Source organism: Pseudomonas veronii (assembly GCF_001439695.1).
GTDB classification, from domain to species: domain Bacteria; phylum Pseudomonadota; class Gammaproteobacteria; order Pseudomonadales; family Pseudomonadaceae; genus Aquipseudomonas; species Aquipseudomonas veronii.
In genome coordinates this window covers 31,807-53,951 of record NZ_JYLL01000036.1, presented here as the reverse complement: position 1 = coordinate 53,951, position 22,145 = coordinate 31,807, and the positions used below count along the sequence as shown (strand labels likewise).

At 62.5% G+C, this 22,145-nt stretch carries 17 protein-coding genes and 4 tRNA genes; 9 read left to right on the top strand and 12 right to left on the bottom strand.

What is annotated here, in order from left to right; all coding sequences use genetic code 11:
* Positions 1-67: 67 nt before the first annotated feature.
* The gene (locus TU80_RS27605; protein WP_057005845.1) at positions 68-1,837 is read left to right on the top strand and encodes a M91 family zinc metallopeptidase; all 1,770 of its coding nucleotides are present in this window, start codon (positions 68-70) and stop codon (positions 1,835-1,837) included.
* A gap of 67 nt (positions 1,838-1,904) precedes the next feature.
* On the opposite strand, the gene sugE is transcribed toward TU80_RS27605, so the two are convergent.
* The 3 genes from sugE to rdgC all read right to left on the bottom strand — a co-directional run bounded on the left by sugE (position 1,905) and on the right by rdgC (position 4,366).
* Positions 1,905-2,219 (bottom strand): quaternary ammonium compound efflux SMR transporter SugE, encoded by a 315-nt coding sequence (gene sugE / locus TU80_RS27600; RefSeq protein WP_017846842.1) that lies wholly within the window; start codon positions 2,217-2,219, stop codon positions 1,905-1,907.
* Between the two features lie 106 nt (positions 2,220-2,325).
* Positions 2,326-3,291: a bile acid:sodium symporter family protein gene (locus tag TU80_RS27595; RefSeq protein ID WP_017846843.1), complete on the bottom strand. Its 966-nt coding sequence runs from the start codon at positions 3,289-3,291 to the stop codon at positions 2,326-2,328.
* 154 nt (positions 3,292-3,445) lie between these two features.
* Positions 3,446-4,366, bottom strand: coding sequence for a recombination-associated protein RdgC (gene rdgC / locus TU80_RS27590; protein WP_017846844.1), 921 nt, complete (start codon positions 4,364-4,366; stop codon positions 3,446-3,448).
* Positions 4,367-4,525: 159 nt separating this feature from the next.
* Between rdgC and TU80_RS27585 the strand changes: the two genes are divergently transcribed.
* From TU80_RS27585 to TU80_RS27555, 7 genes are all read left to right on the top strand, one after another.
* Positions 4,526-4,601 (top strand) — tRNA-Val (locus TU80_RS27585).
* Between the two features lie 19 nt (positions 4,602-4,620).
* Positions 4,621-4,697: transfer RNA gene (locus TU80_RS27580), tRNA-Asp, on the top strand.
* A 226-nt stretch (positions 4,698-4,923) separates the two neighbouring features.
* Positions 4,924-5,853 (top strand): pca operon transcription factor PcaQ, encoded by a 930-nt coding sequence (gene pcaQ, locus TU80_RS27575; RefSeq protein WP_017846845.1) that lies wholly within the window; start codon positions 4,924-4,926, stop codon positions 5,851-5,853.
* Positions 5,854-5,982: 129 nt separating this feature from the next.
* On the top strand, positions 5,983-6,702 hold the full coding sequence (gene pcaH, locus TU80_RS27570) for a protocatechuate 3,4-dioxygenase subunit beta (RefSeq protein ID WP_017846846.1): 720 nt from the start codon (positions 5,983-5,985) through the stop codon (positions 6,700-6,702).
* A gap of 12 nt (positions 6,703-6,714) precedes the next feature.
* Positions 6,715-7,317, top strand: a complete 603-nt coding sequence (pcaG, locus tag TU80_RS27565; RefSeq protein ID WP_057005844.1) for a protocatechuate 3,4-dioxygenase subunit alpha — start codon at positions 6,715-6,717, stop codon at positions 7,315-7,317.
* Positions 7,318-7,560: 243 nt separating this feature from the next.
* A tRNA-Val gene (locus TU80_RS27560) sits at positions 7,561-7,636 on the top strand.
* 19 nt (positions 7,637-7,655) lie between these two features.
* Positions 7,656-7,732 (top strand) — tRNA-Asp (locus tag TU80_RS27555).
* An 80-nt stretch (positions 7,733-7,812) separates the two neighbouring features.
* Here the strand turns inward: TU80_RS27555 and TU80_RS27550 are convergent.
* Positions 7,813-9,333, bottom strand: a complete 1,521-nt coding sequence (locus tag TU80_RS27550; RefSeq protein ID WP_057005843.1) for an MFS transporter — start codon at positions 9,331-9,333, stop codon at positions 7,813-7,815.
* Between the two features lie 106 nt (positions 9,334-9,439).
* On the opposite strand from TU80_RS27550, the gene TU80_RS27545 reads away from it, so the two are divergent.
* Positions 9,440-10,363 (top strand): LysR family transcriptional regulator, encoded by a 924-nt coding sequence (locus tag TU80_RS27545; RefSeq protein WP_046384153.1) that lies wholly within the window; start codon positions 9,440-9,442, stop codon positions 10,361-10,363.
* Here the strand turns inward: TU80_RS27545 and TU80_RS27540 are convergent.
* The 8 genes from TU80_RS27540 to TU80_RS27510 all read right to left on the bottom strand — a co-directional run bounded on the left by TU80_RS27540 (position 10,323) and on the right by TU80_RS27510 (position 21,953).
* Positions 10,323-11,015 (bottom strand): response regulator, encoded by a 693-nt coding sequence (locus TU80_RS27540; protein ID WP_046384152.1) that lies wholly within the window; start codon positions 11,013-11,015, stop codon positions 10,323-10,325. The two genes, TU80_RS27545 and TU80_RS27540, sit on opposite strands and share 41 nt — an antisense overlap.
* Positions 11,012-13,663, bottom strand: coding sequence for a sensor histidine kinase (locus TU80_RS27535; protein ID WP_057005842.1), 2,652 nt, complete (start codon positions 13,661-13,663; stop codon positions 11,012-11,014). Before TU80_RS27535 ends, TU80_RS27540 begins: the two co-directional genes overlap by 4 nt.
* A gap of 130 nt (positions 13,664-13,793) precedes the next feature.
* Positions 13,794-15,863, bottom strand: coding sequence for a potassium-transporting ATPase subunit KdpB (kdpB, locus tag TU80_RS27530; protein ID WP_057005841.1), 2,070 nt, complete (start codon positions 15,861-15,863; stop codon positions 13,794-13,796).
* Positions 15,864-15,875: 12 nt separating this feature from the next.
* Positions 15,876-16,535 carry a K(+)-transporting ATPase subunit C gene (gene kdpC / locus TU80_RS27525; RefSeq protein WP_057005840.1) on the bottom strand — a complete coding sequence of 220 codons (660 nt, stop codon included), beginning with the start codon at positions 16,533-16,535 and terminating at the stop codon, positions 15,876-15,878.
* Between the two features lie 10 nt (positions 16,536-16,545).
* Complete coding sequence (gene kdpA / locus TU80_RS27520; protein WP_046384148.1) at positions 16,546-18,252, bottom strand: potassium-transporting ATPase subunit KdpA; 1,707 nt, start codon at positions 18,250-18,252, stop codon at positions 16,546-16,548.
* A gap of 107 nt (positions 18,253-18,359) precedes the next feature.
* Positions 18,360-18,458 (bottom strand): K(+)-transporting ATPase subunit F, encoded by a 99-nt coding sequence (gene kdpF / locus TU80_RS33755; RefSeq protein ID WP_074851717.1) that lies wholly within the window; start codon positions 18,456-18,458, stop codon positions 18,360-18,362.
* Between the two features lie 523 nt (positions 18,459-18,981).
* A complete protein-coding gene (locus TU80_RS27515; protein WP_371920074.1) occupies positions 18,982-20,112 on the bottom strand; it encodes a catalase family protein in 1,131 nt (376 codons plus the stop codon).
* Positions 20,113-20,141: 29 nt separating this feature from the next.
* Positions 20,142-21,953, bottom strand: a complete 1,812-nt coding sequence (locus tag TU80_RS27510; RefSeq protein WP_046491068.1) for a di-heme-cytochrome C peroxidase — start codon at positions 21,951-21,953, stop codon at positions 20,142-20,144.
* Positions 21,954-22,145 lie beyond the last annotated feature (192 nt).

The window sequence follows — 22,145 nt, the reverse complement described above, 5'->3', positions numbered from 1 at the left end:
GGAGGAACGTTTTCGGTCAGCACGCCACAGAGTTATCGTCTTCCTCTGCGTATGACGGGAGCTAACGATGGACTCAACTTCTACTTCTGCTTCTGCTGCTTCACCGCAGCCGCAGCTGGCTTACTCCGGCGAAGATCAAAAAGCCAACTCGGCCTATCGCGCGGCGAGTGATCCCGTCAGACAGGCCGCCCATGCGGCTCCGATCACTGCCAATGTGCCGTTTATGTACAACAATACTCATGGGCCATCCAGGGTGGAGATTGGTTCAGTCGAGGCTGGCCCGGTGACTTATGGCAGTGACTCCGATCTCCAGCGGCGTGCAAGGCAATCTGATGCTGCGCCGGCCGATTCATACTTCCAGAGCGCGCCCAGTCGTGAACAGGTTCGCGCCAAAGCCGAGGGCCGGCAAGGCAGTATTGATTTTGGCGGCCCTTCATCACCGTCTGCGCCGACCAAGGTCGACCCGAGTCGGGGATACCATGATGGCAATGTCAGCATTACTCGCGAACGTGGCACCTCGTCTCGTGCACAACGGAACCATGAGACCCTTCGCATCAAAACCGGCAATGGTGATGATTCTATCCATATCGAAGAAAGCCGGGACGGTGGGCTCCTCGCGCAGATCAATGGGAAATCCTACGACATTCAACATCATGAAAATCCCGCAATCAAACAGGGCGTTGTGGTCGAAACCGGCGGGGGGAATGATGGCGTCAGCATCGGTTACGGGGGGAGTCGGGAAACGTTTATCTATGCCGGCGCGGGTAACGATACGGTTTACGCCGGGTCGGGCAAGACGAATGTGTTCGGCGGGGAGGGTTCTGACGTGATTAACCTGGGCAGCGGTGAAAGCTACGCCGAAGGTAATGATGGAAATGACTTTATCACCGGGGGCAGTGGCAATGCTGTGATTTACGGTGGCAAAGGCAGCGATGAATTGCGTGCAGGCGGAGGGCCAGATACCAAAACCAACTACGTGGATGGCGGGGAGGATAACGATCTGATTTATGGCGGAAGGGGGCACAACATTCTGCATGGCGGACCGGGCGATGACCATATCGTCGGGGGAGACAGCAATACTATTTATACCGGGAGGGGGCGGGATACTGTTCAGACAACCAATGAAAATGATCGTGTCTTCGGACGGCGAGGGGTCGACGATCTGAGCCAGCTCCGTTCCCAGTCAGGCTTTCGGGAAGTCGCCCCCCTTGACGTCGGTCATCAAGGGATCAAAGTCGAAGGAAGCCCGGAGTTCCGCCAGCGTGTAAATGATGACCTTGAGTTTCTCAGAGGTTCGCCGGTGGGGCAGAGGGTGCTTGCAAAAATCGATTCGCTTGAAGCGCCTGTCAAGATCCGACAAGGGGCCGATGGTAGTTTCTATGACTACAGTGATCCAGGTCTCGGAGTTACGCGCAGCGATGAAGGCCGCCGTGCTGATTATGGCGACGGTTTTGTCAAAGACGGCGTTGCGGGCATACCTGCAACAGATCCGGTCCTGACGTATCAACCTAACTTCATTGTGCCGGGGGACCAACGGCCTCCGATCGTTGTTCTGCAACATGAGCTCGCCCATGCGATCAATTTTGGTGAAGGCTCTGCGCTGACAGGTACGACTTTTTCAGGCACCAAAATGGTGGGCTACGACTCAAATGGCCGACCCCGGTTTATGCCGGTGTACGAGGATAATTTTGAGCGCCAGGCGGTCGGACTCTTCACCAGCCACGCCCCCTATAAATTCGACCCGAATCTGCCGGCCTCCACCTACAACGTCTGGCCCTTCACCGAAAACGCGCTGCTCTACGAGCTTGGTTTGCCATTACGCCAACGCTATACGTAACCATGCGTCGATCGTTGCTGCGGGGGGAATTATGTAGGTGGGGGGCGAGACTGCGTGCCGGCAGAGGCTACGCGCTGATCTTGAGCCCCACCAACCCGGCGATGATCAACGCCACACTGGCCAGTCGGAACAGCGCCATGGATTCCCCGAACAGGATAATCCCGGCGATCACCGTGCCCACTGCACCCACACCGGTCCAGATGGCGTAGGCGGTGCCCAGCGGCAATTCCTTCATGGCCAGCCCCAGCAGGCCGAGGCTGATGGCCATGGCGGCAATCGTCAGGGCGGTGGGCAGCGGCTTGCTGAAGCCGTCGGTGTATTTCAAGCCGACGGCCCAGCCGACTTCGAACAGCCCGGCGAAAACCAGAATGATCCAGGACATGATGACCTCCCTCTATAAAAGCGGGGTCGTCCCCTGATGTGTACGCGATAGCGTCGCGGGGTCGTCCCCGCGGCGTTCGGTAGAGTGCCGAAGATTGATCAAACGATCAAGTTTTCGCAGTGGCTTCCAGGGTGCGGCGGTCTTCCTTTTCGCTCATGCGGCGGAAGTACGTCGACAGCAGCGCCCCGGAAATATTGTGCCAGACACTGAACAGCGCACTCGGCACCGCGGCCAGCGGCGAAAAATGCGCGCTGGCCAGCGCGGCACCCAGCCCGGAGTTCTGCATGCCCACTTCCAATGCCAGCGACTTGCGTTGCGCCAACGGCAGCTTGAACAGGCGGCCGGTGAAATAGCCCAGCACGTAACCGAAGCTGTTGTGCAGCATCACCACGGCCATGATCAGCAGGCCCGACTCGGCGATCTTGGCCTGGCTGGCGGCCACCACGGCGGCGACGATGATCACGATGCTCACCACCGATACCAGCGGCAGCACCTCCACCGCATGGCGGACCCGCTCGCCGAGCACACGTTGCGCCACCACGCCAAGCACGATCGGCAACAGCACCACTTGCAGGATCGACCAGAATAATTCCATGAACGACACCGGCAGCCAGGCCGAAGCCAGCAGCCAGATCAGCGCCGGGGTCAGCAGTGGCGCGAGGAGGGTGGTGACGGCGGCGATCGCCACCGACAACGCCAGGTCGCCACGGGCCAGCCAGGTCATCACGTTGGACGAGGTGCCGCTTGGGCAGCAGCCGACGAGGATCACGCCGACGGCGATTTCGGGCGGCAGGTTGAAGGCCCGGCACAGCAACCAGGCCACGCCCGGCATGATCACAAAGTGCGCGACCACGCCCAGGGCCACGCGCCACGGATGGCGGGCGACTTCGGCGAAGTCTTCGAGTTTGAGGGTCAGCCCCATGCCGAACATCACCAGGCCCAGCAGCGGGACGATGGCGCTTTTCAAGCCGATGAACCAGCCGGGTTCGACGAAGGCCAGCACAGCAAAGATCAACACCCAGTAGGCGAAGGTATTGCCGACGAAGCGACTCAAGGCGGCGAGTGCGCGCATGGGGAAGTCCTTATTATTAGGTGTACGGAAAAACCATTGTAGGAGCGAGCTTGCTCGCGAAAATCGTCAACGATGACGCGGGCATTTTGAATGCACGCGGCGCGCTCAGGTTTTTCGCGAGCAAGCTCGCTCCTACAGTAAGGCGATAGTGCGCTTAGATACCCTGTGGGGTCTCTTCGCCGCCCAGTGCTTCGATCAGCGCCGGCAGGAATTCGCCGAAGGTCAGCATCATCAGGGTAAAGCTGGCATCCAGTTGGCCCAGGGCTTCGTCGCCACCGTCCTGTTCGGCCTGGTCCTGCAGCAGGTCTTCGAACTTCAGGCGCTTGACGGTCATCTTGTCGTCGAGCATGAAGGACAGCTTGTCCTGCCAGGCCAGCGACAGTTGGGTCACCACTTTGCCGGTGCTCAGGTGCAGCTGGATTTCTTCGCTGGTCAGGTCCTGGCGCTTGCAGCGCACGATGCCGCCGTCTTCGTGGGTGTCGCGCAGTTCGCATTCGTCGAGGACGAAGAAGTCATCGGCCGGTTTCTGGGTGGTGACCCAGTCGGTCATGACCGCGGTTGGCGCGGTTTTCACGGTGAGTGGGCGCACCGGCAGGGTGCCGATCACTTCACGCAGGGTCGACAGCAGGTCTTCGGCGCGTTTCGGGCTGGCCGAGTTGACCAGGATCAGACCCTGTTTCGGCGCTATCGCGGCGAAGGTCGACGAGCGACGGATAAACGCGCGCGGCAGGAAGGCCTGGATGATTTCATCCTTGATCTGGTCCCGTTCCTTTTTATAGACCTTGCGCATTTGCTCGGCTTCGATCTCTTCGACCTTCTCTTTCACGGCGTCACGCACCACGCTACCCGGCAGGATGCGTTCTTCCTTGCGCGCAGCGATCAGCAGGAAATCACCGCTGACGTGAACCAGGGGAGCGTCTTCACCTTTACCGAAAGGCGCGACGAAACCGTAAGTGGTCAACTCCTGGCTTGCACAAGGGCGCGCCAGTTTGGTGGCCATTGCAGTTTCCAACGCCTCGGCATCAACAGGCAGATCTTGGGTCAGGCGATAGATAAGCAGGTTCTTGAACCACATGGGGTGAGTCTCTCCTTTATACAAAGGGGGGCATTATTGTCTTGATAGCGGCTGAGGCCAACCCTGCCTAAGCCATTGGAAGGGCTGAAAAAAAAGATTTAAGAAAGTGCTTGCCAGACCTTGGGTCGCTCCGTAGAATGCGCGCCACACCGAAACGAAGGGTGATTAGCTCAGCTGGGAGAGCATCTGCCTTACAAGCAGAGGGTCGGCGGTTCGATCCCGTCATCACCCACCATTCGCTTCAAGTGTTACGCGCAGCGGTAGTTCAGTCGGTTAGAATACCGGCCTGTCACGCCGGGGGTCGCGGGTTCGAGTCCCGTCCGCTGCGCCATATTCGGTAACCTGGAACGCTGAACGCCAGGTCACCACAGAAAGCCCGCTCATCGAGCGGGCTTTTTTGTGCCCGGGATTCGGCGCCCTGGCGACGCCGCCCAACCTGCGTTCGCTGTGTGGTGAGATCGATCGGCGGTACACTTTCGCGGGTAATCTTCCGAACCAGCTTACTTCTCGCGCTTTTTCACGCGCGGCAGGGGACACCTCGAAGGCGGCAACATACGGTGAATATCGATACCCGCATCAAATTCCGCCATCTGGTGTGCTTTCTCGAAGTGGCGCGCCAGGGCAGTCTGGCGCGCGCCTCGGAAAAATTGGCGATCAGCCAGCCGGCGCTGTCCAAGACCCTCAAAGAACTCGAAACCCTGCTGACCGCCACTTTATTCGTGCGCAGCAAAAGTGGCGCGGCGTTGACTGAAGCCGGAGTGGCTTTTTTGCGTTATGCCGGGCCGAGCGTACAAGCGCTGCGAGAAGGGGTGAATAGCCTGCGTGCCGGCGAGCACGAACCCTTCACCGCCAGGCTCGGCGTGCTGTCCACCGTGGAAAGTTTGCTGGTGCCCGAGGTCGTCTGTCGTTTGCATGCCCGACATCCCGCGTTGGTCGTGAGCGTGGTGACCGGGCCGAGCGCGTACCTGTTGTCGCAATTGCGTGTAGGGGAGTTGGACCTGGTGGTCGGACGCATGACCGATAGTCCGCAGATCCTGGGGCTGATGTTCGAGCATCTGTACAGCGAATCCATGACCCTGGTGGTGCGTAACGGCCATCCGCTATTGGCTGACCCGCAGGCGCATGAACATATCGAAAATTATCCGCTGGTGTTGCCGCTGGCGGGGACGACGATCCGCAAATACGCCGACAGCCTGTTTGTGCAGCACGGCATCAGCCCGCCGCGCCAGCGTCTGGAAACCCTGTCGTTGATCTTGAGTCGGCGTTATGTGCAGGGCAGTCAGGCGATCTGGGTCGCGCCTTTTGATGCGGTCAGGCAGGACCTGAATCGAGGTGATCTGTTTGAGTTGGAACTGGGTATTCGTGAACCCGGTGGTTCTGTGGGGCTGTGCAGCAATCCCGCGCTGACGATGTCCATGGCGGCTCAATGGTGCGTGGAGGTGTTGCGCGAGGTGGGCGAGGAATATCGCGAAGGCTGCTATCCATAACCATCTGGATATGGATAGGGTCGGTTTTTTCAGTGTTGGAGGGCGCCTGATCAGGCGAGACTGGGGCGGTGATTGCCGGTTACCCAGCGTTCACCCCTGATTTTCATCCATAACAAAAAGGAAACCGACATGTCTGATGCGGACAATAGCCGTTTCGTCATTCGTGATCGTAATTGGCACCCCAAAGCCCTGACGCCTGACTACAAAACCTCGATCCTGCGTTCCCCGCGTCAAGCCTTGGTGAGCATCCCCCTATCCCGCTCGGAAACCAGCGGCCCGGACTTTTCCCACCTGAAGATGGGGCAGCACGATAACGATCTGCTGCTGAACTTCAACCACGGGGGCTTGCCCATCGGTGAGCGCATCATCGTCGCCGGTCGGGTCTGTGACCAGTATGGCAAGCCGATTCCCCATACCCTGGTGGAGATGTGGCAAGCCAATGCCGGTGGTCGCTATCGACACAAGAAAGACAGCTATCTGGCCCCCATCGACCCTAACTTCGGCGGCGTCGGCCGTGCCTTGACCGACCGCGACGGCAACTACAGTTTCCGCACGGTCAAGCCCGGCCCGTATCCGTGGCGCAATGGTCCCAATGACTGGCGTCCGGCGCATATTCACTTCTCCATCAGTGGCCCGTCGATTGCCACGCGATTGATCACCCAGCTGTATTTCGAAGGTGACCCGCTCATCCCGATGTGCCCGATCGTCAAGTCGATCGCCAATCCGGATGCGGTGCAGAGCCTGATCGCAAGGCTTGATATGAGCATGGCCAATCCCATGGATTGCCTGGCTTATCGCTTTGATATCGTTCTGCGCGGTCAGCGCAAGACCCACTTCGAAAACCGTTGAGGAGGCACGTCCATGCCCGTTGAACTTCTGCCTGAAACCCCGTCGCAAACCGCCGGTCCTTACGTGCATATCGGCCTGGCGCTGGAGGCGGCAGGCAACCCGCCCCGCGAGCAGGAAATCTGGAACGAAATGGCCAAGCCTGGTGCGCCGGGGGAGCACATCCTGTTACTGGGCCATGTCTATGACGGCAACGGTCACCTGATCCGCGATGCGTTCCTGGAATGTTGGCAGGCTGACCACGAAGGCGTTTACGACAGCGACTACAACCTGGAAAAGCCCTTCAACGGTTTTGGCCGCACGGCGACCACGGATACTGGCGAGTGGCAGATCCATACCGTCAAGCCGGGCACCGTGAAGAACGCTGCAGGTGTGCCGATGGCGCCGCACGTCAATGTTTCGCTGTTCGCGCGGGGCATCAATATTCACTTGCAGACCCGGGTGTACTTCGACGACGAAGCCCAGGCCAATGCGGTCGATCCGGTGTTGAATCTGATCGAGCAGCCTCAACGTCGGGAGACGCTGGTCGCCAAGCGTTGCACGGTTGATGGCAAGTTGGCTTATCGTTTCGATATCCGCATACAGGGCGAAGAAGAAACAGTGTTCTTCGACTTCTGACGGAGGTGGGGCACGGCAAGCCCGCTCATTGAGCGGGCTTTTTGCGGTCTGGGCTTTGGAAAACCCGGTGCGGGGTGACCTCTTAACGGGCCATCGGTTAAACGCTATAGCGCCGCGTTTGGCCCAGAAGAGGCCCGTTTTTACCGGGGCGCGCCGCTCATTGAAAAATATTTAAAATAAATTGCATTTAAATCAACACATTGCGGATTTTTCGTATATGATGCGGCCCACACCGAAAGTGAAGGGTGATTAGCTCAGCTGGGAGAGCATCTGCCTTACAAGCAGAGGGTCGGCGGTTCGATCCCGTCATCACCCACCATTCGCTTCAAGTGTTACGCGCAGCGGTAGTTCAGTCGGTTAGAATACCGGCCTGTCACGCCGGGGGTCGCGGGTTCGAGTCCCGTCCGCTGCGCCATATTCGGTAACCTGGAACGCTGAACGCCAGGTCACCACAGAAAGCCCGCTCATCGAGCGGGCTTTTTTTGTGCCTGCCATTCAGCTCGGCGCTCCCTGTGCGGCCTCGGCGTGGAGGGGCGCGATGGGGCGTCGACCGAGGAAAATCAACACCGCCGCCGCCGTCAGCAGGGTGAAGCCCGCCAGCAGTTGCAACAAGTTGTTGAAGCCGGCGATATAGGCCGTGCGCAACACCGCCACGGGCAGGCTCGCACTGGCGTGCTGCACATTGCCCATGACCAGGCTCTGCGCAATGACGGAAACGTCCAGCGCCGTGTGCTGCGGCAGATGACGCGCAACCAGGGCGCTCAACACCGCCAGGGTAACCGCCAGCGCCACGCCCTCACTGGCCACGCGTGTGGTATTGAAAATCCCCGCCGCCATGCCCGCACGTTCTTTGGGAACCACGCTGATCGCCAGCCCGTCCATCAAGCCCCATGGCAACCCGGTGCCGATGCCGATGATCAGCATCGCGACCACTGTCTGCCACGGCTGGCCGACCTGAACCAGGCTCAGCGCATACAAGCCCGCCGCCGCGATCAGCAGGCCAATGGCGCACAGCACGCCCGCCGACAGCCAGCGCGTGAGCGTCGCCGCGAGCATCGGCACCCCCAGCATGGGCGCCGACAGTGCGAGCATCATCAAGCCTGCCTCGGACGCGCCGTGGCCTTCGACGCCGATAAAGCGCAGCGGCAGCAACACGATCAGGACGATGTAGCAGTAACAGGTGCCGATCGGCAGCAGTTGCACGCCAAGGAAGCGCGCAAAGCGAAACAGCTGCAGGTCGAGCATCGGGTGGCGGACGCGATGTTCAACGAGGATAAACACCAGCAGCAACACGGCGGCCATCGCCAGCAGGTACCGCGTGCTCGCCGCGCCCCAACCCTGTTCCGGCGCGAGGATGACCGCTGTGGTCAAGCTCACCAGCATGGCCGAAAACGTCAGCACGCCGGCCGTGTCCAGGCGCAGTGCCCGGGGATCGCGGCTTTCCCGCAGGGTCGGCGCGGCGAGCATGAGCGAGAGGCCTGCCAGCACGGCCGTGCCGAGGAAAATCGCGCGCCAGCCCCACTGTTCGATCAGCAGCCCCGACAACAGCGGGCCAAACGCCAGCCCCGCGCCGAAGGTGGTGCCCAGCAGGCTGAAGGCGCGCGTGCGCGCATGCCCGTCAAATTCCTGGGCCAGCGCCGCACAACCGCTGGCCAGCGCGATGGCCGCCGCGACGCCCTGCAGTGCGCGCAAGGCATCCAGCCAGAGCATGCCCGGTGCCACCGTCAGCCACAGGGAGGCGCCAGTAAACAGTGCCATGCCCCATAAAAACAGGCGCTTGCGCCCATAGCGGTCGGCGAGGGTGCCGGCGGCCATCAACAAGCTGCCGAAGCTGAGCATGAACGCGTTGGTGATCCACGCCAGTTGCGTGGGGTGGGCGGCGAATGTCTGGCCGATAAATGGCGTGGCGACAGCGCCGCCGGTAAAGCTCATGGGCAACACCAACGCCGCCAGGCAAATCGCGGCCAGGATGGCATGGCGGCCCGGGGCGGGCAGGGTCTCGGTGGTGGTGTGCATGGGGGGCATTCCGGCTGTTTTATGAAGACAAAGACTCTAGACAGGATGCAATCATCGATAAACAGCCTTACATTCCACTCATAACGGACTGAATGGATGTAATGGCGTGACGGATAATCTCAGCGGCGTGATCGCCTTCGTCAAAACGGCAGAAGCCCTCAGCTTCGTGGGGGCAGCGCGGGCACTGGGGGTTTCCGCCTCGGCGGTGGGCAAGAATGTCGCCAAACTCGAAGCCTCGCTGAATGTGCGCCTGCTGCACCGCAGCACGCGCAAAGTCGGCCTGACCGCCGAAGGTCAATTGTTCTACGAGCGCTGTCGGAAAATTCTCGACGACCTGCACGACGCCCGCGCCATGCTTTCCCATGCCATACAAGCGCCCCGTGGCAAATTGCGCGTCAGCCTGCCGACCATCGGCTACCGCTTTCTCTTTCCGCATATGCTCGCGTTCAGGCAGACCTACCCGGAGATCGAGCTGGAACTGGATTTCAACGACCACCTGGTGGATGTGATCGAGGAGGGCTTCGACGTGGTGATCCGCAGCGGCGGCCTGGCCGATTCGAGCTTGATGGCCCGCAAGCTGGGGCCGTTCAGGTTTGTGCTGTGTGCATCGCCCGCGTATCTGCGCGAGCACGGGCGGCCGGCAACCCTCGCCGATCTTGAGCGCCACCCATGCCTGCGTTATCGGTTTGCCACCACCGGCAAGATCATGGACTGGACGTTGTCCGCCAACCCCGCGATCACGGCGTTGCGCCTGCCCACGGCGCTGACGTTGAACAATATGGAAGCCATGCTCAGCGCCGCCGTCGACGGCCACGGCATTGCCTACGTGCCGGACTTTCTCGCCCGCGAAGCGCTCGCCCAAGGGCAGTTGGACACCGTGTTGGAGGGCCACTGCGAGGACGAGGGCCAGTTCTGGGCGTTGTGGCCGTCCAGTCGCCATCTCTCGCCGAAAATCCGCGTGTTCGTGGACTTCGCCGCCGCGCGCCTGTTCACAACCCGACCAACCGGTAGCCCACCTGCAACTCGGTAATGAAGTACTGCGGCTGCGCCGGGTCGGCCTCGAGTTTTTGCCGCAAATGCGCCATGTGTACACGTAGGTAGTGGGCGCGGTCGACGTAGTCCAGGCCCCACACGTCCAGCAGCAGTTGCCGGTGAGTCAGCACCCGGCTCTGGCCGCGAATCATCGCACAGAGCAAGCGGTACTCGATGGGCGTCAGGTGGACCGGCTGGCCCGAGCGCGACACTTCATGGGTGGCCAGGTCGACCTCGATCTCGCCGAACGCCACCTTGCTGGTCGCCACCACGCTGCCGGTCTGCCCGTGCCGGCGCAGTTGGGCGCGGATGCGTGCGAGCAGTTCGGGCACGCCGAACGGCTTGGTCAGGTAGTCATCGGCGCCGGCGTCCAGGGCGGCGACTTTTTCTTCTTCGCGGTCACGCGCCGACAACACCAGGATCGGCACCGCCAGCCAACCGCGCAGTTCGCTGATCAGTTGTTTGCCATCGCCGTCCGGCAGGCCGAGGTCGACGATCACCAGGTCCGGCTGACGGCTGGCGGCATGGATCAGCGCGCGTTTGACGCTGTCGGCCTCGAACACCTGAAAACCTTCATCTTGCAGGGCAATGCCGACAAAGCGGCGGATGTTGGCCTCGTCTTCAACAATCAGAATGCGTGCAGTGCTCATAAGGGGTCCATGACGGGCGGGGTGCCCGCCGGTAGCGTGATGATGAAATGCATGCCGCACGCGCGGCCGGGGTTGGCGTCGATGCGCCCGCCGTGGGCCTCGACGATGCGTTTGGCCAGCGCCAGGCCCAGGCCGATGCCGGCGACGGACGATTCCTGCTGGCCGCGGGTGAAGGGTTCGAACAGATTCGCCGGCGCATGGCCGGGGCCGGTGTCGCTGACCTCCAGCACAATGCCCTCGCCGACCTGGCTCGCGGCCACGCGGATAGCGGTGCCCGGCGGGGTGTACTTGGCGGCGTTGTCCAGCAGGTTGACCAGCACCCGCTCGATCAGCAGCGCGTCGACTTCAACCAGCGGCAAGTGCGCGTCGAGCGTGGTGTGGACAGGGTGCCGCGCCAACGGTTCGCGCAATTGGCGCAGGGCGCTGCCGACGATTTCTTCCAGCGAGTGCCATTGGCGGTTCAGGCGCACGCCGCGTTCTTGCATGCGTGCCATGTCCAGCAGGTTTTCGATCAGGCGCTGCATGGACGTGGCTTGTTCGTGGATGCCGTGCAGCAGATCGGTCAGCGGCCCCGGCGGGGCGTGGGGCAGGGCGGTGTCGGCGGCGCCGATCAGCGTGGTCAAGGGCGTGCGCAGGTCGTGGGAAATCGCCGCGAGCAGGGTGTTGCGCATTTTCTCGCCTTCCATCTGCACCAGGGTGCTTTGCGCCACCTCGACGAAATGCACGCGCTCCAGGGCAATCGCCAGCTGGCTCATGCAGGCTTCGAGCAGGCGGCGTTCCTGTGGGTCGTTCAGGCGCTCGCTCTGCGCCAGTTCCAGCACCAGCACGCCGCGCACGCGCATCGGCGCTTTGAGCGGCAAGTAGCAGCCCTTGGCCGCCGACAGGGTGTCGGTGCCGTGGCCAGCGGGGTGGCCGTGGTCGTAAGCCCATTGGGCGATGCTGTCGTCGATCGGTAGCCCGCCCGCGCTGACGCTGTGTACGCCATCGGCGGCATCCGGCAGGGCCAGGCCGACCCGGGCTTCGAAGACGCCGCTGAAGGTGCGCAGCGCGACTTCGCTGATGTGCTCCACGGTCAGCGCGGCCGACAGGTCGCGGGCCAGGCGCGCCAGGGAGGTTGCGCGGCGTTCGCGCGCGGCAGCGGTGCGCGCTTCGTGGCGCAGGCGCGCGGTGAGTTGGCCGGTGATCAGGGCGATGCCGAGCATCAACGCAAAGGTGAAGAAATATTGGGTGTCGTTGACGGTGAATGAATAGCGCGGCTGTACGAAAAAGAAGTCGAAACACAGCACCGCGAGCATCGCGGCCCACACGCCGGGGCCGCGTCCATAGCGCAGCGCCACCAACACGACGGTGAGCAAAAACAGCATGACCACGTTGGCCAGGTCGAACACCTGCAAGAGCAGGGCGGCGCCGGCGCTGGCGGCGAAACAGGCGAGGCTGGCCCAGAGGTAGGCCAGTCGAGTGCCGGGCAGCGCCGCGGGTTTTTCGTGCACGACGGGCTTGCCCGGCAGCAGGCCGTGGGCAATCACGATCTGATCGATTTGCGGGTGATGGCGGCTGATCCGGTCGCTGACCGACTGATGCCAGAACCGCCACCGGCGGCGCGGATGATGGCCGAGCACCAGGCGATTGGCATTGTGCTCGCGGGCGCAGGCGACCAGGGCTTCGGCGACGTCCATGCCCGGCAGTGTGGCCGTGTCGGCGCCGAATTCGCCGGCCAGGGCCAGGGTCTTCATCGCGCTCAGGTAGCGCTGGGCGCCGCGTCCCTGGGCCGACGCGACGTGGACCACAATCCAGTCCGCTTCCAGCTTCTGCGCCAGGCGCGCCGCTTCACGCACCAGGCGTTCATCGCCAGCGTCACCGGCCACGCCGACCAGCAGCCGTTCGCGGGCCGGCCACAGGGCCTTGATCGACTGTTCGCGGCGGTACACGCGCATTTGCGTGTCGACCCGGTCGGCTGTACGCCGCAGTGCCAGTTCGCGCAGCGCCAGCAGGTTGCCCTTGCGGAAAAAATGTTGCGACGCACGCGACGCCGCCGGGCCCAGGTACACTTTGCCGTCCTTGAGGCGTTGCAACAGATCGTCCGGCGGCAGGTCGATCACCACCACGTCGTGGGCGTTATCGAACACATGGTCGGGCACGGTTTCGCGCACGCGGATGCCGATGATCCCGCTGACCAGGTCATTCAGGCTTTCCAGGTGCTGCACGTTGAGGGTGGTCCAGACATCGATGCCGGCGCTGAGCAGCTCTTCCACGTCTTGCCAGCGTTTGGGGTGGCGCGAGCCGGGCACGTTGCTATGGGCCAGTTCATCCACCAACACCACGGCGGGATGGCGGCGCAGGGCGGCGTCGAGGTCGAATTCGCTGAGCGCGAACTCGCCATGCTGCAGCGCGGCGCGGGGCAGTTGTTCCAGGCCATGGAGCCACTCGGCGGTTTCCGCGCGGCCATGGGTTTCCACCACCCCGGCCAGTACGTCGCGGCCCAGGGCAACTTCGCGTTGCGCCGCGGCGAGCATGGCGCAGGTCTTGCCCACCCCTGCGTTGGAGCCGAAGTAGATACGCAATTTGCCGCGTAAGGCGGCCTGTTCTTCTTGTTGTACCCGCGCCAGCAGGGCGTCGGGGTCGGGGCGTTCGTCGTTTAAGGCGGGCATGTCATTCCTCTGGTTGTCTGTAGGAGCGAGCTTGCTCGCGAAAAACCTGAGGGTGCCGCTGGGTGTCAGGTTTCCCGCGTTATCGTTAACGCCCTTCGCGAGCAAGCTCGCTCCTACAGTGGATGGGGCGCTATACGAGGCCCAACCCCGTCAGCAGCAGGTCGATCAGCTTGATCCCGGCAAACGGCACCAGCACCCCGCCCAGGCCGTAGATCAGCAGGTTGCGGTTGAGCAACGCCGCCGCGCCGATCGAGCGGTAGGTCACACCGCGCAGGGCCAGGGGAATCAGCGCGACAATGATCAGCGCGTTGAAAATCACCGCGCTGAGAATCGCCGAGTTGGGGCTGGCCAGGTGCATCACATTCAATGCGCCGAGCTGTGGATAGGTCGCGACAAATGCCGCCGGGATGATTGCAAAGTACTTCGCCACGTCATTCGCCACGCTGAAGGTGGTGAGGGCGCCGCGGGTCATCAGCATCTGTTTGCCGACCTCGACCACTTCGATCAGCTTGGTCGGGTTGCTGTCGAGGTCGACCATGTTGCCGGCCTCTTTGGCGGCTTGGGTGCCGCTGTTCATCGCCACCGCCACGTCGGCCTGGGCCAGCGCCGGCGCATCGTTGGTGCCGTCGCCGGTCATCGCCACGAGCTTGCCCTGGGCCTGGTAGTCGCGGATCAATTGCAGCTTGTCTTCCGGGCGGGCTTCGGCGAGGAAGTCATCCACGCCGGCCTCCACCGCAATGGCGGCAGCGGTCAGGCGGTTGTCGCCGGTGATCATCACGGTCTTGATGCCCATGCGCCGCAACTCGGCGAAGCGTTCCTTGATGCCGCCCTTGACCACGTCCTTGAGTTCGACCACGCCCAGCGCCTTGGCACCGTCGCTGACCACCAGCGGCGTGCTGCCACGCCGCGCGACTTCATCGACCTTGGCCTGCAAGCTTGTCGGAAAACTGCCGCCCAACGCCTCGATATGGCTGCGAATCGCGTCCGCCGCACCTTTGCGAATCGCCCGGCCTTCGGGCAGGTCGACCCCGCTCATGCGGGTTTGCGCGGTGAAGTGGACAAAGCTGGCGCCCAACTGGTGAACGTCCCGCGCGCGAATGTCGAACTTCTGTTTGGCCAGTACCACGATGCTGCGGCCTTCCGGGGTTTCATCGGCCAGGGACGCCAGTTGCGCGGCGTCCGCCAACTCGGCCTCTTTTATCCCCGGCGCCGGCAAAAAGCTGCTGGCCTGACGGTTGCCCAGGGTGATGGTGCCGGTTTTGTCCAGCAGCAACACGTCGATGTCGCCCGCCGCTTCGACTGCCCGCCCGGAAGTGGCGATGACATTGGCCGACATCATCCGGCTCATGCCCGCCACGCCGATGGCCGAGAGCAGGCCGCCGATGGTGGTGGGGATCAGGCACACCAGCAAGGCCACCAGCACCGTGGCGCTGACCACGCTGCCGCTGCCGCTCATGACCACGGCGAAGATCGAGTAAGGGCTCAGCGTGGCGATCACCAGCAGAAACAACAGGGTCAGGCCCACCAGCAGGATGGTCAGCGCCACTTCGTTCGGGGTCTTCTGGCGCTTGGCCGATTCGACCATCGAGATCATGCGGTCCAGAAACGACTCGCCGGGGTTGACGCTGATACGCACCACCAGCCAGTCCGACAGCACACGGGTGCCGCCGGTGACCGAGGAAAAGTCGCCGCCGGCCTCGCGAATCACCGGTGCCGATTCGCCAGTGATCGCGCTTTCGTCCACCGACGCCACGCCTTCAATCACGATGCCGTCCAGCGGCACCAGGTCGCCGGCTTCGATCAGCACCACCTGATCTTTGCGCAGCAGCGTCGCTTCCGTTGGCAGCCACGCCGCGCCGTGCTTGGGCTGTTGCAGCAACTTGGCCAGGGTCTGGCGTTTCATGCCGCGCAGGCTCGCGGCCTGGGCGCGGCTGCGTCCTTCGGCCAGGGCCTCGGCGAAGTTGGCGAACAGCACGGTGAACCACAGCCACAAGGTGATGCTGAGGATAAAGCCGCTGGGCGCTTCACCCTGGCCGCCCAGGGACTGGAACCACAGCAGGGTGGTGAGGATGCTGCCCAGGTAGACCACGAACATCACCGGGTTTTTCCATTGCGCCTGGGGCTGCAGTTTCTTCAGCGCATCCCCACACGCGGTGAGGACGATGGCGCGATCAAACAGAGGTAAACGAGCATTCTTCATGAGGGAAATCTCTTACTCACTGGCCGCAATAGGGGGCTGACGCGATGGCAGGCGGGCGTCCAGCGCAAGGTTGAGTTGCAGCACATTGACCCGTGGTTCGCCGAGCAGGCCGAGGGTGCGCGCGCTGGTGTATTGGTTGACCAGTTGCAGCAGCTCGGTTTCGGGGATCTGCCGCAGGCGCGCCACCCGTGGCAGTTGCAGTCGCGCATTGGCCAGCGAGATATGCGGATCGAGGCCTGAAGCGGAAGCGGTGACCGCGTCCACCGGAACCAGGGCATCGGCGGCCAGGCCGTTGTCCTGGCGATAGGCGTGGGCGCGTGCGGCCACCTGGTCCACCAGCTTCTGGCTGGTCGGCCCCAGGTTGCTGGCGCCGCTGGAGCCGGCGTTGTATGGCTGCGACACGCTTTTGCTCGGGTCTTGCGGGTCGGCGCCGAGGGTCATGCTCGGGCGGCCGTGAAAGTACTCCGGCCGGGTGAAGTGCTGGCCGATCAGGGCCGAGCCCATGACCAGGCCGTCGCGTTCAATCAGCGAGCCGCGGGCCTGGAACGGGAACACCAGTTGGGCGGTCACGGTGGTGAGCGCCGGGTAGGCGAACCCCGTCAACAGCATGAAAAACACCGCCGAAACCAGCACCGGGCGCAACAGCCCTTTGAATATCGATTGAGTCGTCATCCACGTGTCCTCAGTTGTACGTTTGGCCGGACAGCAACTGCAGTTGCTCCACCAGCGGGCCGAGCGCGAGCGCCGGCAAAAAGGTCAGGCCACCGACCACCAGCACCACGAACACCACCAGCAACATGAACAGCGGGGTCGCGGTGGGAATGGTGCCGGCACCGGCAGGCACGGTTTTCTTCATTGCCAGGGAACCCGCCACGGCGAGCATCGGCAGCATGGTGAAGAAGCGCCCGATCAACATCGCCAGGCCGATGGTGGTGTTGAAAAACGGCGTGTTCGCGTTCAAGCCGGCGAAGGCCGAGCCGTTGTTGGCGGTGCCGGAGGTATAGGCGTAGAGCACCTCGCTGAAACCGTGGGGGCCGAGGTTGTTCAGGCTGGCCAGGGTGTCGGGCCACAGGGCGGCGAGGGCGGTGAAGCCGAGGATGCTGATGGGGTGCGCGAGCACCGAGAGCATCACCAGTTTCATCTCCCGCGCCTCGATTTTCTTGCCGAGGAACTCGGGGCTGCGGCCGATCATCATGCCCACCAGGAACACCGTCAGCAGGGCGTACTGGATCAGGTTGATAAAGCCCACGCCGTCGCCGCCGAACACGCAGTTGAGCATCATCTGCGCCAAGGGCACGAAACCGCCCATGGGGGTCAGCGAGTCGTGCATGGTGTTGACCGAGCCGGTGGTCGCGGCGGTGGTGGTGGCGATGAACAGGCTGCTGTCGGCGATGCCGAAGCGCAGTTCCTTGCCTTCCATGTTGCCGCCGCTTTGTTCCAGCGACAGGCTCTGGTTGGCGCCGGCCTGGGTCAGCAGCGGGTTGCCGTTTTGCTCGGCGCCGTAGACCAGGGCGAGGAAGCCGATGAACATCACCAGGAAGGTGCCGAAAAACACCCAACCCTGACGACGCTGCACCAGCATGCTGCCAAAGGTGTAGGTCAATGCCGACGGGATCAGCAACATGCTGAGGATGTGTAGGATGTTGGTCAGCGGCGTCGGGTTTTCGAACGGGTGCGCCGCGTTCATGCTGAAGAAACCGCCGCCGTTGGTGCCGATGTGCTTGATCGACTCAAAGCTGGCCACCGCGCCGACAATCAGCTGCTGCTGCGCGCCTTCCAGCGTGGTGACCAGCGCCTGGGAAGCGAAGGTCTGCGGCATGCCCTGCCAGACATACACCAGCGCCATGCCCAGGCACAGCGGCAGCATTACGCGGTAGAGCGTGCGGGTGAAGTCGACCCAGAAGTTGCCTAGGTCGCCCGAGCTGGAGCGGCTCAAGCCGCGAATGAAACCGGCCGCCGCGACCACGCCGGAGGTGGCGCCGACGCACATCAGAAAGGTGATGACCGCCATCTGGCTGAAGTTCGACAGGCTGGTCTCGCCCGAGTACGCCTGCCAGTTGGTGTTGGTAATAAAGGACACCGTGGTGTTGAACGCCAGGTCCGGCGTTTGCGCGGCCAGCCCCAGTGGGTTGATCGGCATCACCGCCTGCAGGCGCAGGACCAGATAGCCCAGCAGCATCATCGCCGCGTTCGACAGCAACAGCGCCGAACCGTAGCGGGCCCAGCCCATGTTTTCCTGCGGGTCGATGCCCAGCAGGCGATAGGTACAACGTTCCGGCCAGGCATGGTAAGTCCCGGTGAACACCCGGGTCAGCCATTTGCCCATCAGTACCGCGAGTCCCGTCATCAACCCCAGGACCAGCGCAAATTCCAGCAGCGTGCTTAACATGTCGTGGCTCCGTTCAAATCTTGCCCATGGCGACAATGGCCATGGCAGTCGCAACAAAAAACACCAGGGAGAGGCCAATAAACATCAGGTCGTACATGGCGAACTCCCTAGAATTTTTCTGCGCGAATAAGTGCGTAGCCCAAGTAAGCGAACAGCCCCACGGCGCATAAGCCGCTGGCGATATAAATGAACGTGAGTGTGAGCACGGTGTAACTCCCCTGAATAAATAAGCCGCAATGGCGGACGCGGGGAGGTTAATCGCTGGGGTATCAAGCCCAGGCACTGATTAGCGGCGGCGGTATTAAGACGGTATAGAGACGACGTTATGCGAGGCGAACGAAAAAAAGGGATAGCCCGCCGCCCGGGTATCCCTTGAAAAACTGGGGTTCTGCTGATGTTGACGCGCTGTTTATTTGGCTTTCTTTTTCTTCTCGCTGCGCGTGGCGAGGTGCTCGAAGCAAAACGCGGCGGTGCCGAAGAGTGCAATCATTGAGAGGACGACCATGCCTAAAGTTGAACTTTCCACGATGACTTCCTACGGATGTTTGGGGGTAGGAAGTGACGGTAGAACGTTCGCGCTTAGTGACTCAATAGAGGCGACGTAATCGTTATGGCGAATTGGCAATCTATACGCATTCTTTACGAAAAGCAGAACGACACAACATCTGCTTATTGTAATGAGATCTAAATGTGGGAGGCAGCAAGCCCCCTCCCACACAGCCCCCAACCTTACAAGTTGCGGCTATGCCGATAGTCGCTGACGGCTTCGTACACCGCTTTACGCAACCGGTTGATCCCGCCGATGGGGCGATGCGCCTCCAGCCCGAACCACGGGTTGAACGACTGGTTGTCGCACGCCAGGTTCAGCGCCGGCGTGTCGAAATCCTGGGCGGGGATCGTCACCTTGGCCACGGTTTCATAGGGCGCATCGCTTTCCTTCCATTCGATGCTGGTGTCTTCGATCGGCATGAACTTCTGCGGGTTCTGCCGCTGGATCTGCAACACGAAACACGCCGGCACGCGGTCGGTGGACAGTTGCTGGTTCAGCGCACTGCGCAGGAAGTTCGGCAGGTCCTGGTTCTGTTTGGGCGGCACGTAATCCGGGCAGCTTTGCGGGTCGGGTGCGACGCGGAACTTGGCGTTGGCCGCGCCGAACTTGTAGGGCGAGACGGAAAAGTACGTGGTCTGGGTCGGGCTGGCTGGCGCGGGGGCCAGGGTCGCCAGGGCGATGAACAGGTGGCGCACCTGCCAACTGCGCGGGTCGAGCTTGGGAAAAAATGCCAGGACCTTCTTGCCGTCTGCCTGGGCCCCGATGTTCTGCGCGTATTCGGCCACGTCGCTGACAAAGAAGTTCGGGTGGCTGAACATCACGAAGTCCTGCTCGGCCCGCGCTTGCTGGTCGGCGAGCAGCTGTTTGCCCGGCACGTCGAGCAGCTTGATGGCCATGCCGCGCGCATCGCGGATGCTGTCGAATTGCGGGTAGGCGTTGCCGTTGGACAGTCGCATCATGGCGTGCCAGGTCTTGCCCGGTTCGGCGAACACACCTTGGCGTAACGCCGGATCGAGGTCGGCCAGCACACTGACTTCGGCCTTCACGCAACCGTGGGCCTTGGCGTGGGCGTCGCGCAGGTAGCGCGTGCCTTCGCGGTGTTGGTCAACGATACGCACTGCCGTCTGGATAATGCCTTGGGTCATTGCCGCTTCACCGGACGGGATCTGCTCATCCGGCGACACCGGACCGCTGTACTGCCAGGCGTACCAGGCGGTGGCGGCCAGCCAGCCGAGCAGGCCAAGGGCCAGCAGCCATGCCAGGGTTTTGCCGAGCACGGCGCCGAGGCGCAGCCACAGGCGCGCGAGCATGGACGGTTGCTGGTTGTGCGAGTGGATAATCATGGCAGTTGTTGCTCCAGCGGGCCGCCGAGGACTTTGAGGTATTCGAGCAGCGCCCAGCGTTCCTGGGGCAGCAGGCCGCGGCCGATGACCCCGTTGCCACGCTGGCCGGCACGGAATTCATGGCCGCTGTTGTGGTTGCCGGTGATGCGCGTATCGAACAGGAAGGCATTTTTGAACGCGTCGGTCTGAAAGCCCAGGTGGCGCGGGTCGTAGTCGAAGGTGCCTTTATAGAAGGTGGTGGCGCGCTCGTCCTGGGGCGAGAGCAACTGGTAGATCGTCGGCACCGAGCCGTTGTGCAAGAACGGCGGGGTGGCCCACACGCCGGCCAGCGGCCGCGCTTTGTAGGCGCGCAATTCGCGCACGCCGATGGGCAGGCCGTAACCGTCCAGGCGTGGGCGCTCGGCCGGGGTGACGCCGGCGGCGCGGTAGGCGTGGTCCTCAACGAAGGCGGTGACGTAGGCCAGGCCCTTGGCCACGGAGATTTTTTTCAGGTCCAGCGGTTCGGTGGGCGTGGGGTGCAACTCGACATTCAGTTTGGCCAGCTCCGCCGGGTCCCATTTCAAGGCGCTGAGGTCATAGCGCTGGTCGGCAATGTTGTTGGCGGCGCCAGGGTCGGTGCCGATGGCGTCCACCGGGAGCATCTTCAGTTGTTGTACCGGGCGGCCATTTTGCTGGGTGACGGCCGGCACATGGCAGCCGGCGCAGTTTTCGGCGAACAGTGCGCGGCCCTGGGCGGCGAGGGGCTTGTCGATGGCGCCGAACAGGTCTTCCGGCCAGGTCGGCGGCTTGAGGCGCTGCAGGGTTTCTTCGATCAGGTTCAGGTCGCGCACCCGCACGCTCGACGGGTAGCGCGCGTCGCCCTGAAGCGGTTGGCCGGCGTTGTCGAAGAAGCCCAGGGTGGCTCCCACGCCGAGGGCTTCGCCGATATTGCGCGCCATCGGTTGTTGCGCTGAACCGTTCCATTGCACCCAGTCGAACGTCCAGATATCCCACAGTTGCGGGTAGTCCACAGGCGCGTTGGCAACGCGGTAATTGTCCGGCGAAATCGCGTCGCCGAAGCTGGCGTTGGCGATGCGGCCGAAGGCATCGGTGCGCCCCGGGCCTTCTTCGGTGGGGTAGAGGCCGCGATGGGTGTCGTTCCAGGCGACTTTGAGGAACTGGTTCAGCGACTGTTTGAAGTCCTGGCGCAGCAGTTGTTCATTGTGAGTGTCGTAATCGTGGCCAAGCACCTTGCGGGCGAAGCGCTCGAATTTCCAGGGGTTGTAATACGTCGCGGCAAGGCTGGCCACCAGGGCCTGGCCGAAACTGCCGCCGCGCAAGGTCGGCACGCTGGACGGCAGCACGTGCTGGGCCGAACCGCCGTCGATGCGCAGGGCCTGGCCGTTGAAATGCAGTTCGCCGGTGTGGCAGGCGGCGCAGGTGATGTCCAGGTATTCGGTATTGTTGCCGGCATTCTTGTGCCGAGCGAAGCCGACCGGCAGGTTGCCGGGGTTTTGTGTGCTGGGCACTTGCTTGGGGTCGACCAGGAAGCCGAAGCGTGCCAGGTACTCCGGGGCGGCGAAGCGCTGTTCGGAAAACGGCAGTTCCAGCGCGGTGAACCAGTCGTAATGCAGGCCTTTTACCTGGGTGCCCTGGGGCGTGAAGTAATAGGTCTGGCGGTCGGCGGCACTCCATTGGTCCTGGTAGCGTACCTGTTCCACGGGCACGTAGTCCGGCAGCCTGGGGTTGACGGTGTAATAGAGCACCACCGCCAGGATCAGGCCCAGCAGGGCGAGAATCAGCAATAAAACACGGGAAAAAATGCGCAAGATAACTATCCTTGTCGAGTGATTGCGTTGTTATGCCACTACGCCACAGGTGCGGCAAGTGGCCATGGTCCTGCTGACAGGCAGTCCCGCGATCCGTCGCGGGCGCCCATCATGAATGAAAATGCGTTTAAACACGTGAACTTATCAGAAGTTTCCTGCTCAGATGCCGGTAGCCATTGGTCGTGGCCGCCT

Bases quoted from the DNA above. Each gene is read 5' to 3' on its own strand.
- TU80_RS27605 (WP_057005845.1), top strand. From the start codon at position 68: ATGGACTCAACTTCTACTTCTGCTTCTGCTGCTTCACCGCAGCCGCAG.
- sugE (WP_017846842.1), bottom strand. From the start codon at position 2,219: ATGTCCTGGATCATTCTGGTTTTCGCCGGGCTGTTCGAAGTCGGCTGG.
- TU80_RS27595 (WP_017846843.1), bottom strand. From the start codon at position 3,291: ATGCGCGCACTCGCCGCCTTGAGTCGCTTCGTCGGCAATACCTTCGCC.
- rdgC (WP_017846844.1), bottom strand. From the start codon at position 4,366: ATGTGGTTCAAGAACCTGCTTATCTATCGCCTGACCCAAGATCTGCCT.
- pcaH (WP_017846846.1), top strand. From the start codon at position 5,983: ATGTCTGATGCGGACAATAGCCGTTTCGTCATTCGTGATCGTAATTGG.
- pcaG (WP_057005844.1), top strand. From the start codon at position 6,715: ATGCCCGTTGAACTTCTGCCTGAAACCCCGTCGCAAACCGCCGGTCCT.
- TU80_RS27550 (WP_057005843.1), bottom strand. From the start codon at position 9,333: ATGCACACCACCACCGAGACCCTGCCCGCCCCGGGCCGCCATGCCATC.
- TU80_RS27540 (WP_046384152.1), bottom strand. From the start codon at position 11,015: ATGAGCACTGCACGCATTCTGATTGTTGAAGACGAGGCCAACATCCGC.
- TU80_RS27535 (WP_057005842.1), bottom strand. From the start codon at position 13,663: ATGCCCGCCTTAAACGACGAACGCCCCGACCCCGACGCCCTGCTGGCG.
- kdpB (WP_057005841.1), bottom strand. From the start codon at position 15,863: ATGAAGAATGCTCGTTTACCTCTGTTTGATCGCGCCATCGTCCTCACC.
- kdpC (WP_057005840.1), bottom strand. From the start codon at position 16,535: ATGACGACTCAATCGATATTCAAAGGGCTGTTGCGCCCGGTGCTGGTT.
- kdpA (WP_046384148.1), bottom strand. From the start codon at position 18,252: ATGTTAAGCACGCTGCTGGAATTTGCGCTGGTCCTGGGGTTGATGACG.
- TU80_RS27515 (WP_371920074.1), bottom strand. From the start codon at position 20,112: ATGCTCGCGCGCCTGTGGCTGCGCCTCGGCGCCGTGCTCGGCAAAACC.